Here is a 17,728-nt window from a genome sequence, read left to right on the forward strand (position 1 = left end):
TATGCTCGGGGCGGGCCATGAACGTGCAGGAGTCTGGAATCAGGAGGTGGGCCGTTGTCGCTGTCCGCTGCCGGTTCTGGATTGAGCCGCTCGAGTCATGACCCGGACCGTCTGCTCGCCGGGTACCGCGCCGCACGCGCCCAGGACGCCCTGTTCGACGTGCACGACGGTGGGGCGGGTGCCTTCGGCGACACCGGGTACGACGAGTTCGTCGACGCCACCGGGACCATCCGCCCGTCGTGGCAGGAGCTCGGTGATCTCATCGGCGAGCGCGGCCGGGCCGGGCTGGAGCGGCTACGCGGTGTGGTGCGCGGGTTGGTCGACAACGACGGCATCACCTACATCGAGGTCGACGACTCGGGAACCGTCCCGGGCGAGGGCATCGCGACGCCGGGCACCTGGCATCTCGACGCGATACCTCTGGTGGTGTCCGCCGCCGATTGGGAGACGCTGGAAGCCGGTGTGCTGCAACGGTCCCGGCTGCTCGACGCCGTCCTGACCGATCTCTACGGCGAGCGGCGGGCGATCACCACCGGAATCCTGCCCCCGCAGTTGCTGTTCGGGCATCCCGGGTACATCCGCGCCGCCCGGGGGATCGAGAACCCCGGGCGCCATCAACTGTTCATGCTCGGCTGCGACGTCAGCCGGGCCGCCGACGGTCGCTTCGTGGTCAACGCCGACTGGGCGCAGGCGCCGTCGGGGGCCGGGTACGCACTGGCCGATCGCCGGGTGGTCGCCCACGCCGTGCCCGACGTCTACGAACGCATCGGTCCGCGCCCGGCCTCGCCGTTCGCCCAGGCGCTGCGGCTGGCGCTCATCGAGGCCGCGCCCGAGGCCGCCGAAGATCCGGTGGTGGTGGTGCTCAGCCCCGGCATCCACTCCGAGACCGCCTTCGACCAGGCCTACCTGGCGTCGGTGCTCGGCTTTCCATTGGTCGAGAGCGCGGATCTCGTGGTCCGCGACGGCAAGCTGTTGATGCGTTCGCTGGGCACCCTCAAGCGGGTGGACGTGGTGCTGCGCCGGGTCGACGCCGACTACGCCGACCCGCTGGATCTGCGACCCGATTCCCGGCTCGGCGTGGTCGGCCTGGTCGAGGTGCAGCGGCGGGGCGCGGTGACGGTGGTGAACACCCTCGGTGCCGGCATTCTGGAAAGCCCTGGGCTGCAGCGCTTCCTGCCGCAGCTGGCGGACCGGTTACTGGGGGAGAAGCCGTTGCTGGACACCCCGCAGTTGTACTGGGGCGGATTCGACCGGGAGCGCTCCCATCTGATCGCGCGGCTGAACACCCTGCTGATCAAGTCGACGGTCGGCGGCGAGACGATCGTGGGGCCGGCGCTTTCGGCGGAGCAGCGCCGTGAGCTCACGGCCCGCATCGAGGCCCACCCCTGGCAGTGGGTGGGCCAGGAGTTGCCGCAGTTCTCGTCCGCGCCCACCGATCGTTACCCGGGCGGGTTGTCGGCGGCCAGTGTCGGCATGCGCTTGTTCACGGTGTCCCAGCGCGGCGGCTATGCACCCATGATCGGCGGCCTCGGTTACGTGCTGGCCCCCGGCAACTCCGCCTATGTGCTGAAAACCATTGCCGCCAAGGATGTCTGGATCCGGCCGCCGACGCGAGCCAAGGCCGATACGTTGACCGTGCCGCCGGTGGAGCTGCCCAGCGGTACCCGCTCGATCAGCTCGCCGCGCGTCCTGTCGGACCTGTTCTGGATGGGCCGCTACGGCGAGCGTGCCGAAAACCTGGCCCGGCTGCTGATCGTCACCCGCGAGCGATATCACGAGTATCGCTACCGCCAGGACATGGACGGCAGCGAATGTGTGCCCGTCCTGTTGCACGCCCTGGGCGTGATCACCGGTACCGAGACCGAAGCCGCGGGCACCTACGCCGAGGCAGTGTCGGCCGCGCAACGCACGCTGTGGTCGTTGACCGTCGACCGGCAGCGCCCCGGGTCGTTGGCTCACTCCGTGGAACGTCTCGGACTCGCGGCCCGCTCGGTGCGTGACCAGATGTCCAACGACACCTGGATGGTGCTCGGCGCCGTCGAGCGGGCGCTGGCTGAACAGGCCGGTTCGCCGCGCGGGGCGCGGATCGACGACACCCAACTCGCGCTCGCCCAACAGCAGACGCTGGCCGGCATGCTGGCGCTGTCCGGAGTGGCCGCCGAGTCGATGGTGCGCGACGCCGGATGGACGTTGATGGACATCGGCAAGCGCATCGAACGCGGGCTCGCGCTGTCGGCGTTGCTGCGGGCCACGCTGACCACTGTGCGCAGCCCGGACGCCGAACAGACCATCACCGAATCGGCACTGGTGGTGTGTGAGTCGTCGGTGATCTACCGCAGACGCAACCTGGGCAGGGTCAGCGTGGCCGCCGTCGCGGACCTGGTGTTGTTCGACCCCGAGAACCCCAGATCCCTTGTCTACCAACTGGAGCGGCTGCGGTCTAATCTGCGGTTGCTGCCCGGCTCGTCCGGCTCGTCACGTCCCGAGCGACTGGTCGACGAGATCAGCACGCGACTGCGCCGGCTGGATCCCGCCGAACTCGAGCACATCGACGACGACGGCCGGCGAAGCGAGCTCGACGGGCTGCTGAGTGGAATGCACACCGCGCTGCGCGATCTGTCCGACGTCATCACCCGAACCCAGTTGTCGCTGCCCGGTGGGATGCAGCCGCTGTGGGGGCCTGATCAAATGCGGGTCATGCCGTGACCGCGGCCGAGGGCGCAGCGCGCACGTACCGGATCACGCATCGCACCGCGTACGGCTATTCGGATGTGGTGACCAGTTCCTACGGCCGCGGCCATCTCACCCCCCGCGACACCACCGGACAGCGGTGTCTGGCCTACGAACTCGACATCGATCCGATACCCGCCGACCGATCCACCAGTCTCGACGTCTACGGCAACATCAGCTCCTACTTCCACGTCACCGAACATCACCGGGCGCTGACGGTGACCAGTCGCTCCGTCGTCGAGGTCGACCCGCCCGCGGTCGACCGTTATCAGGCCGGCTGGGCGCAGGCGCCGTGGGAGGCCGTCCGGCCGGTCGGCCACAATGGTGCGTTGGCATCGGAGTTCAGTCTGGACCTGCGCCCCCCGGAGATCACCGACGAAGTACGGGATTACGCCGCGCCGAGTTTCGAGCCCGGCCGTCCGCTCGTCGAGGTGCTGCGAGATCTGAACTCACGAATATTCTCTGACTTCACCTACAAGTCGGGATCGACCACGGTGTCCACCCAGGTGAGTCAGGTTTTGCTGGCGCGAGAAGGGGTATGCCAGGACTTCGCCCGGCTGGCCATCGCCTGCCTGCGCGCCAACGGATTGGCGGCGAGTTATGTGTCGGGCTACCTGGCCACCGACCCGCCGCCCGGAAAGGAACGGATGTACGGCGTGGACGCCACCCATGCCTGGGCCGCGGTGTGGACACCGCAAAACGATTGGCTCGGGCTCGATCCCACCAACGATCAGCTGGTCGATGAGCGCTACATCACCGTCGGGTGGGGGCGCGACTATGCCGACATCCCGCCGCTGCGCGGCATCATCTACACCGATTCCGAGCACAGCGTGATCGACGTGTCAGTGGACGTGGCACCATGCCCACCGTTCCAGGGGGATCTGCTTCATGCGTGACTTCATCTGCCCCAACTGCGGGCAGCATCTGGCGTTCGAGAACTCGGTCTGCCTGTCCTGCGGGAGCTCGGTCGGATTCTCGTTGGACGACATGGCGTTTCTGGTGATCGCCTCCGGTGAGGACAGCGAGCACGGCGGGGCCGTCGACGCCGCCGAATTCCAGTTGTGCGCGAATCTCCATCTCGCCGAATGCAATTGGCTGGTTCATGTGGAGCCGGTCCGGCGGTTGTGCGCGTCCTGCCGGCTCACCCGGACCCGGCCCAACGACAACGACACCCCCGCGCTGGCCGCCTTCGCGCTGGCCGAGCGGGCCAAGCGCCGCCTCATCGCCGAACTTCACGAACTCAAGCTGCCGATCGTCGGCCGCGACGAGGACCCCGAGTACGGGTTGGCCTTCGACCTGCTGTCCAGCGCCAACGAGAAAGTGTTCACCGGCCACGACAACGGCCTGATCACACTGGATCTCGCCGAAGGCGACGACGTGCACCGCGAGCAGCTGCGCACCTCGATGGACGAGCCGTACCGCACGCTGCTCGGACATTTCCGGCATGAGGTCGGCCACTACTACTTCTATCGACTGGTCGGCACCTCACCGACGTACCTGGAGCGCTTCAACGAACTGTTCGGTGACCCGGACGCCGACTACCAGGCCGCACTGGACCGGCACTACAGCGAAGGCGCGCCGCCCGGGTGGGAGGAGAACTACGTCTCCTCCTATGCCACCATGCACCCGGCCGAGGACTGGGCCGAGACGTTCGCGCACTACCTGCACATCCGCGACACCCTGGATACCGCCGCGGCGTTCGGGATCGCCCCGGCCAATGCCACCTATGAGCGACGAGTCCTGGGCCCCAGCGGATTCGACAACATCCTCGAGATGTGGCTGCCGTTGGCGTGGTCGCTGAACATGGTGAACCGGTCGATGGGCAAAGACGATTTGTATCCGTTCGTACTCCCGGTGCCCGTGCTGGAGAAGATGCGGTTCATCCACACCGTCATCGACGATGTGACGTCGTCGCCGACCAAGCTGGACGCGGCCATCAACGGTCAGCAACAGCAGCAGAACTGAGCGCCAGCAGCCCTTCCGCGGTCGCGGTAACGGTGTCGGCGGCCGAGCGGGGGTGCCAGCCCAGCTGTGTGACGGCCTTGGCGTTGTTCACCGACTTGGGTGTGCCCAGCAGGCCGGCCAATTCGCGTAGCGGTGGGACGAATCGTGCGCCGAACCGCACGGCCCAGTCCGGGACGTCCCGGCTGGGCACCCGGGCGGCGCCGGCGCCCAGGCGGTCGCGCAGCACCGCCGCGATCTCGGGCAGCGTCACCGGTTGGCCCGCCGCGGCCAGGTAACGCTGGCCCGCGGCCTCGGGAGCGGTCATCGCGCGGATCAACAGGTCGGCCACATCACGGACGTCGACCACCGCGAACGATGCGCGGGGTAGCAGCGGTGGCTGTCCGCGCAGCAGCGCGTCGATGATCTGCACCGAGGTCGACAGGTTCTCGCCGAGCGGCGGCCCGAACACCCCGACCGGGTTGACCACTGCGAGTTCAGGGCTGCCCGGGCGCTGCGCGAAATCCCATGCCGCGCGCTCGGCGAGCGTCTTGGACTTCACGTACGGGCTGACGGCGTCATCGGGATTGGTCCAGTCGGTCTCGTCGTACGGCGTCCCCGACGGTTTGGGGCTGTAGCCGATCGCCGCGAACGACGAGGTGATCACCACGCGCCGCACTCCTTCGGCAGCGGCGGCACGCAACACCCGCAGGGTGCCCTCGCGCGCCGGGACGATGATCTCGTCCTCGTTGGCCGGCTGGCGGGGCGGGAACGGTGAGGCCACGTGCTGGACGAACCGGCAGCCGCGCACCGCCGCCGCCCAGCCGTCGTCGGAACTTAGGTCCGCCACGACGATCTCCAATCGGTCCGGGTCAGCGCCGGCGGCGGCCAGGGTCTTGCGGAGTTGCTTGTCGCGGTTACCGTTTCGGACGGTTGCCCGAACCAGGTAGCCGTCGGCGAGCAGTCGCACGATCAGATGGCCGGCGATGAATCCGGAGCCACCGGTCACCAGTACCCGAACGGGTTCAGACATGAGCCTTCTCCTCGGATATCAGTTGCGCTCCCAGCGCGATGATGTCGGGCACAAGCGCTTCTTCAGCGGCGGTGTCACCCCGTTCGCGCGCCGCCCACAGCTGGGCTTTGGCGGCGGCATACTTCTGGCGCACCTGCAGCCGGGCGATGTCGTCGGCCAGGCGTCTGGCGTGGTCGCCGAAGAGCTGCCGCTGATCGGCTGCGGCCGCTGCGCCGCGGCGGATGTTGTCGACATAGGTGCGCATGTCCCGCACGCTCATGCCGGTGCTGCGCAGGCAGCTCAGCGATTCGATGGCGTCCACCAGTGCAGGCGGATAGCGGCGATGACCGCTGCTGTCATCGCGCGGCACCGGGTCGATCAGCCCGATCCGCTCGTAGTAGCGCAGCGCCGACTCGGTCAGACCGCTCTGACGGGAGACCTCCTGGATGGTCAGGTCCCTGGTTAACGGTGTGGTTGGCATAGAGCCACTATGTCGAACTTGAAGCGCTTCAAGTCAAGTGTGCGGCTGATCACGCAAGCGGGCGATCAGCCGGGCGTCGTGCGCGGTTGTTCTGCAGCTTTACTCAGCCGGCGTCCGCGGACACCAGCTGTTGTGCGATGGTGGCGACCCATCGACGTACGTGATCGACATCGCGCCAGTCTCCGGCCCTGGTCCTCGCCATCGCGCTCGCGGGAAAGCCCCGTGCATCTTTTGCCAACGATCCACCGAACGTTTGATGGCCGCGGGCTCCAACCCGCTCGATGAGTTTCGCCACCTGGCGGGTGGGCGCGATGACGCCTCTCGCCGCCGAGTCGTCCAGCGGCCCGCTGCTCACGAGCCACACGGGCAGGTCGCGCAGCGGTGAGCTGTGTCGGCGGACGAAGCGCCTCGCGTCACGGTGCCATCTGTTCGCGTAGAGCGCTCCTGCCACGATCACCGCATCGACGTCGGCCAGGTCCATGACATCCCGGGCCGGCATCACCACCGCCCTGCCCCGGTGAGGGCCTCACCGATCATGGCCGCCAGTTTGGCGGTGCCACCCCGGGTTGAGCCATAGGCAACGAGTACGTGCTTCACCTCACGCCCTCCGCGTCATCCTTGATCTGGTGCAGCGTGGCTCGCAGGATGTGCCCCACGAACGGGCGCACCAGCCACCAGTACCTGGCGAAGCTTCGGCGAGAATCCGGATCCGTTGTAGCCGTGCGACATTCATACGTGAGCAAAGTTTCGCTTGATCCGTGGGGCAGCATCGAGAAGCCGGCAGCAATCTTGCCCCACCCGGGTTCGGTGAAATGAGCGAACTCGTCGGCGTCGACGGTCCGCCAGTCGATGACAGGGCGCCAGAACCGTCCCACTGCGCCCAACACGATTTCATGTCCCGCGCGCTCGCCCAACACCAGCCAACCCGGGATGCCGAGCCCGTCGCCGACCACGACCGGTGACGAGGGTGGCGCCGCACGCCCGGTCAGCTTCATCGGCAACTGTCGCACCCACATGGCGGCGTCGAGGAGCGGGGTGTGTACCCGTAACAGGTCCAGACTTCGAGTGGCGCGATATGTTGTGTCCGAGTCCGCCTGTACCACAATCTTTTCGGCGATTGTCACGTCGTAGCGCGGCATCGCCTGATCGATGAGCGTGTTGTCCGTGCCGGTTGTCACCACTCCATAGTGGGTGGCATCCGACGGCGGGAGTAAGAGCCGAACTGCCCCCGACGCGGGGACGATTGCCTCCAGTCCCCATGGGCCGTTGCGGGGCGAGTCATCGACCAACGTCGATCTGGCGGCCTCTCAGGACTGGGGCCGCGCTCCGAGCACGTCGCGAAAGACCGCCTGGCGCAGTGCCAGTTCACGTGGATCGCTGGCCAGGTGGAACCCGAGGCGGTTCATCACGTAGCTGAAGCCGACACCGGTGTCGGGGTCGGCGAAACCGAACGATCCGCCGAAACCCGGTGTGCCGAAAGCCTTGTCGGAGGATCCGAACTGCACCATCGGCACCGGTTTGCAGAAACCCAGCGAGTACAGGATTTTGACGTTCATCACCCGGTCGCGGATGCCACCGCTGGGCCTCGGGGCGTGCCCAGTGAGGTCGTCCAGCACTGCGCCGGTCAGGCCTAGGTCGGCACCACCGGCCGCAGCCGCGCCGTAGAGCCGGGCCACCGCGCGGGCCGTGCCGATCCCGTTGCTCGACGGCATCTCCACCGCACGCACCTCGTCACGGTTGTAGTCGCCGTCCCACGGTTTGACGTCACTGGGCACGCCGGTGGCTCGGGCCGCCAGTCCTACCGGGTTCAGCGCCGCCAGCGCAAAACCGGCCGGCATCACGTTGAGGTGCAGCAGCGATTCGGCCCGCTTCCACTGATGCAGGTGCGCGACCCGGCTGCGGTCGACCTCGGCGGGCAGGCCGATATGCAGATCCAGCCCCAGCGGCGTTGCGATCTCGTCGGCCAGGAACCGGCCCACCGTGCGGCCCGCCGGGTCGGTCCGGCGAATCAATTCGGATTGGTACCAGCCCAACGTGATCGCGTGGTAGCCGTGCCGGGTGCCCGGCCGCCACGCCGGGGCCTGGCGGGCCAGGATCGGCGCCAACCGGTCCGGATCGGCGACGTCGGCAAGACTCGGCGCCGGGGTGAGCGCACACAAGCCGGCCTGATGGGCCAGCAGCTGGCGCACGGTCACCTCACCCTTGCCGGACTGGGCGAATTCCGGCCAGTAGTCCGCGACCCTGGCGTCATAGGACAACAGCCCCTTCGAGACCGCCACCGCGACGGCCATCGCGGTGACACCCTTGGTCGTGGAGAACATGTTGACCATCGTGTCGGCCTGCCACGGTGCCCTGGCCGTTCCGTCGCGGTAACCACCCCACAGGTCGACGACCTTGACGCCGTCGCGATACACCGCGACCGCGGCGCCGATCTCCTTGCCGGACGCCAGATTCGCTCGGAAGGCGTCGGCCACCTTGCCGTAGCCCTCGTCGACGTCGCCGCCCATCATGTCCGGGGATACTGCAACTTTGAGCACCATCGGCGACTCCCTTTTTGTTGCCGAGAGGATATGCCGACGCGCCGCGCGGCAGGGCCGCATTCGCCGCGGCGGCCCCTACGATCGCCGGGTGGCTGATCGCTATGGCGCTGACGTACTGTCCAACAACCCGCACACCTCGAACCGAACCCGCTCGACCGAGCAGGCCGTCGAGCTGGGAATGGTCGTCGAGGACCCGCAGTCAGGGTTCGTCGGCGCGGTGGTGGGCGTCGAAGGACCGCGGGTCGAACTCGAGGATCGCAACGGCAAGCGGCGGGTGTTTCCGCTCGGGCCGGGCTTCCTGTACGAGGGCAAGCCGGTGATCCTGACCGGACTGCGTCGGCAGGCACCGGCGGCCGCGCAACGCACGAAATCCGGCTCGGTGAAGGTGGCCGACACCCGCGCCAAGGTCGCCCTGGCCAGCCGCATCTATGTCGAGGGCCGACACGACGCCGAACTCGTCGAGCAGGTGTGGGGCGAGGACCTGCGGGTCGAGGGCGTCGTCGTCGAGTATCTCGGCGGGGTCGACGATCTCGCCGGCATCGTGGCCGACTTCCGGCCAGGTCCGGGTCGCCGGCTCGGCGTCCTGGTCGATCACCTGGTGACCGGTTCCAAGGAGGCCCGCATCGCCGACGCCGTCCGGCGTGGTCCCGGCGGTGAGCACACGCTGGTGGTGGGCCATCCCTATGTGGACATCTGGCAGGCCGTCAAGCCCGAACGCGTCGGGTTGAGGGCATGGCCGACGATCCCACGCGACGTCGAATGGAAGCACGGGATCTGCGCCGCGCTGCGGTGGCCGCACAACGACCAGGCCGACATCGCCCGGGCGTGGCAGCGGATCCGGTCGTCGGTGCGGGATTGGACCGATCTGGAGCCCGAGCTGATCGGCCGGGTGGAGGAACTCATCGACTTCGTGACCCAGCCCGCCTGATTTCACCCGAACATGTGACGAATGTCGCAGGTCCGATCGGTTCCCACTCGGTGTACAGTCGTTCACTGTACGAGATTCACCGCCGACTGCAGTCTGGTCGTCGTCACTTGGTGCGGCCGACGCGGTACGACTTGATCCGGAGCCTGCTAGAGCCATGACTTTCTCCCTTGAACTGCCAGAAGAAGTCGTCACCGTCCGCGACTGGGTGCACCAGTTCGCCGCCGACGTGGTGCGACCCGCGGCCGCCGAGTGGGACGAGCGCGAAGAAACCCCCTGGCCGCTGATCCAGGAGGCCGCCAAGGTCGGCCTCTACACCCCTGAGCTTTTCGCCGAGATGTCCGTCGAACCGTCCGGCCTCGGGATGATCACCGTGTTCGAGGAATTGTTCTGGGGCGACGCCGGCATCGCGCTGTCGATCCTGGGCACCGGGCTGGCCGCCGCATCGCTGGCCGCCAACGGCACCCCCGAGCAGTTGGGCCACTGGCTGCCCGAGATGTTCGGCACCCCGGGCGATCCGCACCTGGCGGCGTTCTGCTCCTCGGAGCCCGGTGCCGGTTCCGACGTCGGCGCCGTACGCACCCGCGCCCGCTACGAGCAGGCCACCGACGAGTGGGTGCTGGACGGCACCAAGACCTGGGCCACCAACGGCGGTATCGCCAATGTCCACATCGTGGTGGCCTCGGTGTATCCCGAGCTCGGAACCCGGGGTCAGGCGACGTTCATCATTCCGCCGAACACCCCCGGCTTCTCGCAGGGGCAGAAGTTCAAGAAGCACGGCATCCGCGCCTCGCACACCGCCGAAGTGGTTCTCGAGAACGTCCGGGTGCCCGGCAACCTGATTCTGGGCGGGATGGAGAAGTTCGAGCAGCGGATCGCCCGCGCCCGGGAAGGCAAGCGCACCTCGGGCCAGGCCGCGATGGCGACATTCGAGCGCACCCGGCCCGCGGTCGGCGCGATGGCGCTGGGCGTGGCCCGGGCCGCCTACGAGTACGCGCTCGAATACTCCTGCCAGCGCGAGCAATTCGGCCGCCCGATCGGCGACTTCCAGGGCACCGGCTTCAAGCTGGCGGACATGAAGAGCCGCATCGACGCCTCCCGGCTGTTGATCTGGCGGGCCGGCTGGATGATGCGCAACAACAAGCCGTTCGCGTCGGCCGAGGGGTCGATGGCCAAGCTGTTCGCCAGCGAGACCGCGGTGTACGTCACCGACGAGGCGATCCAGATCCTCGGCGGCAACGGCTACACCCGCGACTACCCGGTGGAGCGGATGCACCGCGACGCCAAGATCTTCACGATCTTCGAGGGCACCAGCGAGATTCAGCGACTGGTGATCGCGCGGGCGCTGACCGGTCTACCGCTGCGGTAACTAGTCGCCCAGGTCCGGCGCCCAGGCCACACCGTTGATGTGGCTGCCGCCGTCGGCGAACAGCGTGTTGCCGGTGAGATAGCGTGAGCCCTCGCTGGCCAAGAACACTGCGACCGGTGCGATGTCGTCGTAGGGGTCGCCCATCCGGCCCATCGGGTTGGCGGCGTCGGCGATCGCCGCGATCTCGGGATGCTGCGCGGCCACCGCGAGGAACGCCTGGCTCTTGGCCGCCGGGCAGATGGCGTTGACGGTCACCCCGGTCGGCGCCCATTCCCGCGCGGCGGTGCGGGTGAGCGTGCGCAGTGCCTCTTTGGCGGCGTTGTATTCCAGGGACCCGACGTGGGCGTTGACGCCGTTGAGGCTGCACATGTTGATCACCCGCCCCCAGCCGCGGTCTTTCATGTGGCCGAACGCTTTTCGCATCGCCCAGAACGGGCCGTAGTAGCCGACGGCGAGACCGTGCGCCAGCTCGTCGTCGGTCTTGTTCTCCACCCTGCCGATACCACCGCCGCCCCAGGCGTTGTTCACCAGGATATCGATCGACCCATACTCGGACACCGCGGCGGCGACGGCGTTCTCCACCTGGTCGCGCTGCGACACGTCCGTCGCGACGAACAGTCCACTGATTTCGTCGGCCACCGAAGTTCCTGCTGCGGAGTCGAATTCGGCCACCACGACGCGGGCGCCCTCGTCGGCGAATCTCCTGGCGATGCCCGCACCGATTCCCGCGCCGGCGCCGGTGACCAGTGCGACCCTGCCCTCCAGTGCGCCGCTCATCGGGCGAGTCCTTCCGCGATCAGGGTCATGGCCTGACCGCTGCCGTCGAGTTGGCGGGCGGTGCGACTGACGATCTCCCACCCGTGGTCGGCGCGCTGCAGGCGGATGAGGTGCACGCCGGCCCGGGCGACGGCGAAGCCGCGGGACTCCCGGCGCACCAGCAGCATCGACTGGCAGATCGCGACGGCCTCGTCGCCGTCGACGGTGACCGCGGGCGGGCCGAAGAAGTGGCAGCAACCGCGGGCGATCAAGCCCCGATGCTCCTCCGAGCGCACCATGGCGGCGACGTCGTCGCGGCTGGACATCTGCCAGTCGCCGGTGTCGTAGCCGCCGTCGACGGCCCACAGCGCGGCGACCGCGTCCGGGTCACCGGAGTCGACCAGTGGGCCGTAGGAGGCAATGAGACGGGCGATATCGCGTTCGTCCTCCAGGGTTTTCACGCGTCGGACGAGGCTCTCCAGGGTATCGCTCACGGGCTTCCTCTCTACAGTTCGTCGGCCAGGTTCCGGAGCGCGGCGAGCTGGTCGCAATAGTGCTCGGGGGAGTCGGCGCTCACCGAGCAGGTGATTGCAGTGGCGCCTGCGTCACGTAATGCGATGAGCCGCTTGGCCGTTCGGTCGCGGTCGGCGGTCGGGTCGACGGCGTGGCCGGTCGAGAGCACCACCTCGAAGTCCGGTGGCACACTCTCCTTGGCGAGCATCGACTCGATCTCGGTGCTGTTGAGGCCGAACGGAATCCACCCCTCGGCCAACCGGACCGCGCGGCGCAACGATCGCAGGGTGCGCCCGCCCACCAGAATCGGCACCCGCTCCTGCACGGCGCAGGGCTCGACGGCGAACCCGTCGAACTCGTAGTGGCTGCCGCGGTAGGACGGTCGGGTGGTCGACAGCGACGCGCGCAGTGCGCGGATCGCATCGTCGGCGCGTTCACCGCGCTCGTCGAAGGCTGCGCCCAGGAGTGCGAATTCCTCGGCCAGCGACCCGACACCCACCCCGAGCACCAGCCGGCCTCCGCTGAGCCGGTCCAACGTCCCGAACCGCTTGGCGATGTCCAGCGGATGGTGATAGCCCAGCACCACCACCGATGTCGTCAGCGAGATCCGGGTGGTGTGGGCGGCCAGGAAGCCGAATGTCGAGAGCGGATCCCAGTAGGTCAGGCCGCGCTGCGCTCCGTCGCCGACGGGGACTGCGACGTGTTCGGCGCAGGTGAGGTGGTCGAAGCCAAGCTCGTCGGCGGTGTGGGCGATCCGGGCCAGGTCGTCGACTCCGCCGGTGATCTCCCACGCGGAGGACACCCCGGGCAGCTGCATCACCATCGGCGTCGACAGTCCGATCCGCACCGTGCTGTTCTAACCGGCGCGCGGGAGGCCAAATGCTTGCGTCCCGGTGATCGAGACCGCTACGGTGCGGTAGAACGAATTCTCCCCAACCGGACAGGAGTGCTGATGACCGCGGCTCTCACCGACACCGCGCCGGCCTCGATGCTCGACCGGTTCACGGCCATCATCGACGCGTTCGACGACACGTCGGCAGGCCTCACGCTGGACCAGATCGCCGCACGGGCGCATCTGCCGCGCTCGACCACGCACCGCATCCTCGACCAGCTGGTGCGGCTGCAATGGCTGACGCACTCGGGTCGCGGGTACCGGCTCGGCGCGCGCACCTCGGCGTGGGGCACCGGCGACAGTGCCGATGTCCGGCTGCGGTCGGTGGCGGCGCCGGTGCTGCACGAGCTTCAGGTGCGCACTGGTGCGGTGGTGCATCTTGGTCTGCTCGACCGGGGTGAGGTCGTCCACCTGGACAAGCTGGGCGGGCCGTCGGCGCGCCAGGTGCCGACGTCGGTCGGCGTGCGGATCCCGGCCCACCGGGTGGCGCTGGGCGTCGCCGCGCTGGCCGGGTTGTCGCCGGAGGACGTGGTCGCCGAGCTGAGTTATGTCCAGGGCTGGGAGCCCGACGCGACCTGGTGGGGCGAACTGCACAAGGTCCGCCGCCGCGTCGTCGTCCGTCACGGTGACTACGCAGGCCCGATGGTGTCGGTGGCCGCCACGGTCGGTTCGCGTGCCGCGATCGGACTGGTCACCTCCGACCGGGTGCTCGCGCAGCGATGTCAGCCACTGGTCGCCGCATCGGCGGCGCGGATCGCCCGCGCGCTGGCGGGCGCGAACAACTAGGCGGCCGGATCGCCGGTGTATTCGGGCGGCGGGTCGCCGTCGTTGCCGAGTAGTTGCTCGGGGTGGTGATAGTCGTTGGTGCCGCGATGCAGCATGGGCAGTTCGGGTGGGGGAATCCACTCGGTGTCGCCATTGGCGAGCTTTCGAGTTCTCCAGCCTTGGTCGAGTAGCCGGTGGTCGGGCCGGCAAGCGAAAGTGAGCTTGTCGATGTTGGTCAGGCCGCCAGTGGCCCATTCGTCGACGTGGTGCACCTCGGCGAGATAGCCCGGTGCGTCACATCCGGGGCGCGTGCAGCCACGTTCCTTGCTGTGCAGCATGATTCGCTGATCGGCCGAGGCGACGCGTTTGGTGCGGCCCAGCCACAACCCGCGGCCGTCAACTTGGTCGAACAGGGCCAGATAGTGATACGCGTGGGCGCCGAGCCGGATGACCTCCGAGATCGGCAGCAACGTGCCGGCCGCGGTGACCCCATGCCCGGTCTTGGCCTGAATGTCCTGCAGGGTCGCCGACACGATCACCGTGACCGGTAACCCGTTGTGCTGGCCGAACTTCGGATCGCCCAACGACACTCGTAGCAGGGTCTTGAGCGCATCGTGCTGACGTTGGCCATAGCTGCGCGCATCCCGCTCGGCGACTTCGTCGGTTGGGGTGGTGGTCGGGCTCTCGTCGGCCGGATTGCACATTCCCGGTGCGGCGAACTTTGCCATCCAGGCGTCGACCAGCGACCGCAGTTCGGGGTCGGCGACCAATCGGCCCACACTCATGCCGTCGACCTGCTGGCCGCCGCACCAGACGAATCCGCGCTTGCGGGCCCGGTCTTCGTCGGAGAATGTCCCGTCAGGGTTGAGATGCAGGGCCAACCGATGGGCCACTTTTTCGAGCTGATCGGGCCGCAACACCGCCGCCTTGTCGGCCAGTGACTTCTCGGCCTTCTCGACCTCGACCGGAGCCAGGTGATCGGGCAGGTCGCGGAAAAACTTCTGGATCACCCGGAGGTGTTCGCCGTCGAGCTGCCCCTCGTGCCATGCCTTCGAGGTTTCCGGCAGCAGTGGCGGCAGCGGCTCGCCGGTCAACGCTCGGCGGGGTGCCAATTGTTGGGCATCCCGAATCCGGCGCTTGGCTTCTCGCGGACTGATCCGCAGCACATCGGCCAAGGTGATCGGCACCGGCGGGCAGCCTTCAACCTGTTCCAGCCGAGAAATCAGTGCGTGAGAGAGCGCGATCTGATGACGTAGTGCGGACTCCCACTCCTCGAGCACCACGAAACGGTCAGCGGGGGAAAGCTCATCGAGATCGACGGCGGACACGCACTCCAGGTATCGATCGCGCGCCTCCCGCATGACATCGATCCCACTCACACTTCGAACATTAGTGCGAGTCACCGACAAAAAGCGGTCCCGAAAGTCACACTGGGCATCAACGCGGATCTGGGGATAACTACGTCAGCCCCATCAGCTTCTGCATCATCCGGTGCGCTCCTGCGACCACCTTCGTGCGGTCCGGATCATTGCGTCGCGCAACATCTTCGGCATTCCCACCCGCGACGAAGACCGGGCCGTTCGGCAACTGCTCCAACCCTTCGCGTGCGACGTCGGCCGGGTCTGCCACCCGCATGCCGGGCACGTCGAAGTTCAGGCCGACCCGCTCCATCGCCGGCGTGCGGGTGACGCCGAGCACCAGCTCCAGCACGTCGACGCCGTGGTCACGCAGTTCCAGCCACAACCCCTCGGCGAAGATGCGGCCGTAAGCCTTCACCCCGCCGTACACGGTGTGACGCACCGAGCCCAGATATCCCGACATCGAGCCGACCAGCAGGATGCCGCCGCGGCGACGCTCCCTCATCTGCCGGCCGTAGTGCTGCGTCAGCGCCATCATCGTGGTGATGTTCAGATCGATGACCCGGTGAAAATCCGCGAGATCGGCGTCGAGAAACTCGGCACTACAGGTGTTCGCGCCCGCGTTGTAGATGAACAAGCCCACGTCGAGCCCGTCGGTGGACGCGGTCACCTCTGCGATCGCGGACGGGTAGACGAGATCGGTTGCCACAGTGCGTACTTCGACACCAACCTCGCGACATTTGGCAGCGGTCACCTCGAGTGGTTCCGGTTTACGCGCTACCAGAACGAGATTCACGCCCGACTCGGCCAACAGGCGGGCGAATTCGGCGCCCACGCCTTCAGAACCGCCGGCGATCACCGCCCATGGACCATATTTCGCATAGGACACCTACCGATCGTGACGTGCCATGCCCAAACTGGTGACGAGGGTCTCGCTGATCGGTACCAGTGCGCGGGCGCGTAGCCGATGCCCGATACTGAGTGGCGTGCCGCGGATCGGAGAGCCCAGGGCGCCGGCCCGTCCGGCGACCGATGACCAGGAGAATCGGCGCGGCGCCATCCTCGCCGCGGCCGCCCGATTGGGCGCGACCAAAGAGATCGACCGCATCGGAGCTCAGGAGATCGCCGCCGACGCCGGTGTGGCGCTGCGCACCCTGTACCGCTATTACCCCTCCAAACACCATGTGTTCGCCGCGGTGCTCTTCGCCCAGGTGTCCAAGTTCCGGCCGCCGCCGCCCAGTGGTGATCCGGCCGGAGACATCGCCGCGCTGATGGTGGCGGCCTGTCGGAATCTGTTGCGGCACAAGCATCTTGCGCACGCAATGATCACCTCGACGCAGATCGTCCGCGCGCAGGAGGACGCTCCCGACGATCCCACGCTGCGCGAGCTCATCCTCGACATCGCCGGTGTCGACAACCCCACGGCCGAACAGCTGCGCCGCTCCCGGCTGGTGCAGCAGGCCGCGTTCGGGATCCTCACCTGGACGGTCGGCGGTGCGCTGCGCCCCGAGGACGCCCTCGAAGACGTCGACGTGGCCTGCCGACTACTCGTCGGCGACGTTTTCTGAGCCGACCCCGGCGGGGATGGTCCGGCTCGCGAACACGGAGCCGGTCAGGATGAGCACCAGCCCGGCGATGTGGAACCAGGTCAGCGGTTCGCGCAGCAGCAGCACCCCGGCGATCAGCGCGACCGCCGGATTGACGTAGGTGAACAGCAGCGCGCGGGTGGCGCCCACCTCCCTGATCAGTGCGAAGAACACCACGAACGCCAGCGCCGTGCAGATACCGGCCAGCGTCGCGATCGCCGCGTACGCGTGCGGAGTCAACGCGTGCCGCGGCCAGGTCAGCGCCGCCGGGGCCAGATACACCAGCGCGGCCAGGCCCAGGCAGGCCGACGTCAACGCCGGGCCCGGTACGTCGGCCAGGTACCGCGCGGCGATCAGTGGCGCGATCGCGTAGCACGTCGCCGTCAGCAGCACCTCGATCACCGGCCAGACGCCGCCGGCGGACAGTCCCGGCCCGGCCAGCACCGCCACGCCCGCCAGCCCCACGCCGAGCCCGAACAACCGGGCGGGCCCGAGCCGCTCACCGCCGGTCAGCCGGTCCAGAACCGCCGCGATGATGGGTGCGGCCGCTATCAGCAGCCCGGTGAGCGAGCTCGTTAGGTGCCGCTCGGCATCCGACAACAGCAGCCACGCGGCGATCATCTCGAAGAACGCGAACGCCGCCACCGCTTTCCAGTGCCGGCGAAGCAGCGCGCGGGTCTGCCGCGACACCGCCAGCGGTAACAGCAGCACCGCACCGACCGCCGACCGGGTGAACACCAACACCGGTACCGACACCTCGTCGACGGCGACCTTGATCAACAGATACGGGATGCCCCAGATGACGCTCATCGCGGCGAACAGGGCCCAGCCGCGCGCAGTCACGACGACCACATTACGAA

Annotated in this window: 18 protein-coding genes; 7 read left to right on the forward strand and 11 right to left on the reverse strand. The window is 68.0% G+C overall.

Annotated features, from left to right (window positions below; translation table 11 throughout):
• Window positions 1-54: 54 nt before the first annotated feature.
• Genes G6N32_RS11335 through G6N32_RS11345 form a run of 3 tightly spaced genes read left to right on the forward strand, consistent with a single transcriptional unit; the run spans window position 55 to window position 4,695 of the window.
• Window positions 55-2,706: a circularly permuted type 2 ATP-grasp protein gene (locus tag G6N32_RS11335; RefSeq protein ID WP_115319679.1), complete on the forward strand. Its 2,652-nt coding sequence runs from the start codon at window positions 55-57 to the stop codon at window positions 2,704-2,706.
• Window positions 2,703-3,626 (forward strand): transglutaminase family protein, encoded by a 924-nt coding sequence (locus tag G6N32_RS11340; RefSeq protein WP_115319680.1) that lies wholly within the window; start codon window positions 2,703-2,705, stop codon window positions 3,624-3,626. The genes G6N32_RS11335 and G6N32_RS11340 overlap by 4 nt, the downstream gene beginning before the upstream one ends.
• On the forward strand, window positions 3,619-4,695 hold the full coding sequence (locus G6N32_RS11345; protein WP_115319681.1) for a zinc-binding metallopeptidase family protein: 1,077 nt from the start codon (window positions 3,619-3,621) through the stop codon (window positions 4,693-4,695). Before G6N32_RS11340 ends, G6N32_RS11345 begins: the two co-directional genes overlap by 8 nt.
• On the opposite strand, the gene G6N32_RS11350 is transcribed toward G6N32_RS11345, so the two are convergent.
• The 5 genes from G6N32_RS11350 to G6N32_RS11370 all read right to left on the reverse strand — a co-directional run bounded on the left by G6N32_RS11350 (window position 4,667) and on the right by G6N32_RS11370 (window position 8,704).
• Window positions 4,667-5,704, reverse strand: a complete 1,038-nt coding sequence (locus G6N32_RS11350) for an SDR family oxidoreductase (protein WP_115319682.1) — start codon at window positions 5,702-5,704, stop codon at window positions 4,667-4,669. The two genes, G6N32_RS11345 and G6N32_RS11350, sit on opposite strands and share 29 nt — an antisense overlap.
• On the reverse strand, window positions 5,697-6,164 hold the full coding sequence (locus G6N32_RS11355) for a MerR family transcriptional regulator (RefSeq protein ID WP_115319683.1): 468 nt from the start codon (window positions 6,162-6,164) through the stop codon (window positions 5,697-5,699). The genes G6N32_RS11350 and G6N32_RS11355 overlap by 8 nt, the downstream gene beginning before the upstream one ends.
• Before the next feature lie 103 nt (window positions 6,165-6,267).
• Window positions 6,268-6,663 carry a flavodoxin domain-containing protein gene (locus tag G6N32_RS11360; protein WP_197935824.1) on the reverse strand — a complete coding sequence of 132 codons (396 nt, stop codon included), beginning with the start codon at window positions 6,661-6,663 and terminating at the stop codon, window positions 6,268-6,270.
• 94 nt (window positions 6,664-6,757) lie between these two features.
• Complete coding sequence (locus tag G6N32_RS11365) at window positions 6,758-7,342, reverse strand: hypothetical protein (protein ID WP_147292017.1); 585 nt, start codon at window positions 7,340-7,342, stop codon at window positions 6,758-6,760.
• A gap of 129 nt (window positions 7,343-7,471) precedes the next feature.
• A complete protein-coding gene (locus G6N32_RS11370) occupies window positions 7,472-8,704 on the reverse strand; it encodes a serine hydrolase domain-containing protein (RefSeq protein ID WP_115319685.1) in 1,233 nt (410 codons plus the stop codon).
• A gap of 88 nt (window positions 8,705-8,792) precedes the next feature.
• On the opposite strand from G6N32_RS11370, the gene G6N32_RS11375 reads away from it, so the two are divergent.
• Window positions 8,793-9,632: a DUF3097 domain-containing protein gene (locus G6N32_RS11375; protein ID WP_115319686.1), complete on the forward strand. Its 840-nt coding sequence runs from the start codon at window positions 8,793-8,795 to the stop codon at window positions 9,630-9,632.
• 154 nt (window positions 9,633-9,786) lie between these two features.
• Window positions 9,787-10,998, forward strand: a complete 1,212-nt coding sequence (locus G6N32_RS11380) for an acyl-CoA dehydrogenase family protein (protein ID WP_115319687.1) — start codon at window positions 9,787-9,789, stop codon at window positions 10,996-10,998.
• Here the strand turns inward: G6N32_RS11380 and G6N32_RS11385 are convergent, their stop codons facing one another.
• Genes G6N32_RS11385 through G6N32_RS11395 form a run of 3 tightly spaced genes read right to left on the reverse strand, consistent with a single transcriptional unit; the run spans window position 10,999 to window position 13,114 of the window.
• Window positions 10,999-11,775: an SDR family NAD(P)-dependent oxidoreductase gene (locus G6N32_RS11385; protein ID WP_115319688.1), complete on the reverse strand. Its 777-nt coding sequence runs from the start codon at window positions 11,773-11,775 to the stop codon at window positions 10,999-11,001.
• Window positions 11,772-12,248 carry a nuclear transport factor 2 family protein gene (locus tag G6N32_RS11390; RefSeq protein WP_115319689.1) on the reverse strand — a complete coding sequence of 159 codons (477 nt, stop codon included), beginning with the start codon at window positions 12,246-12,248 and terminating at the stop codon, window positions 11,772-11,774. The genes G6N32_RS11385 and G6N32_RS11390 overlap by 4 nt, the downstream gene beginning before the upstream one ends.
• 11 nt (window positions 12,249-12,259) lie before the next feature.
• Entirely contained in the window at window positions 12,260-13,114 is an 855-nt protein-coding gene (locus G6N32_RS11395; RefSeq protein WP_115319690.1) for an LLM class F420-dependent oxidoreductase, read from the reverse strand.
• Between the two features lie 105 nt (window positions 13,115-13,219).
• Here G6N32_RS11395 and G6N32_RS11400 point away from each other — a divergent pair, with 105 nt between their 5' ends.
• Window positions 13,220-13,945, forward strand: a complete 726-nt coding sequence (locus G6N32_RS11400) for an IclR family transcriptional regulator (protein WP_115321093.1) — start codon at window positions 13,220-13,222, stop codon at window positions 13,943-13,945.
• On the opposite strand, the gene G6N32_RS11405 is transcribed toward G6N32_RS11400, so the two are convergent.
• Window positions 13,942-15,303, reverse strand: coding sequence for an HNH endonuclease signature motif containing protein (locus G6N32_RS11405; RefSeq protein WP_232077606.1), 1,362 nt, complete (start codon window positions 15,301-15,303; stop codon window positions 13,942-13,944). The two genes, G6N32_RS11400 and G6N32_RS11405, sit on opposite strands and share 4 nt — an antisense overlap.
• Before the next feature lie 79 nt (window positions 15,304-15,382).
• Window positions 15,383-16,171: an SDR family NAD(P)-dependent oxidoreductase gene (locus G6N32_RS11410; protein ID WP_115319691.1), complete on the reverse strand. Its 789-nt coding sequence runs from the start codon at window positions 16,169-16,171 to the stop codon at window positions 15,383-15,385.
• Between the two features lie 97 nt (window positions 16,172-16,268).
• Between G6N32_RS11410 and G6N32_RS11415 the strand changes: the two genes are divergently transcribed.
• Window positions 16,269-16,850, forward strand: coding sequence for a TetR/AcrR family transcriptional regulator (locus G6N32_RS11415; protein ID WP_232077607.1), 582 nt, complete (start codon window positions 16,269-16,271; stop codon window positions 16,848-16,850).
• Here G6N32_RS11415 and G6N32_RS11420 read toward each other — a convergent pair.
• Window positions 16,827-17,711 (reverse strand): DMT family transporter, encoded by an 885-nt coding sequence (locus G6N32_RS11420; protein ID WP_115321096.1) that lies wholly within the window; start codon window positions 17,709-17,711, stop codon window positions 16,827-16,829. The genes G6N32_RS11415 and G6N32_RS11420 overlap by 24 nt on opposite strands.
• Window positions 17,712-17,728 lie beyond the last annotated feature (17 nt).

Source organism: Mycolicibacterium aichiense (assembly GCF_010726245.1).
In the GTDB taxonomy this organism is placed as follows: Bacteria; Actinomycetota; Actinomycetes; order Mycobacteriales; family Mycobacteriaceae; genus Mycobacterium; species Mycobacterium aichiense.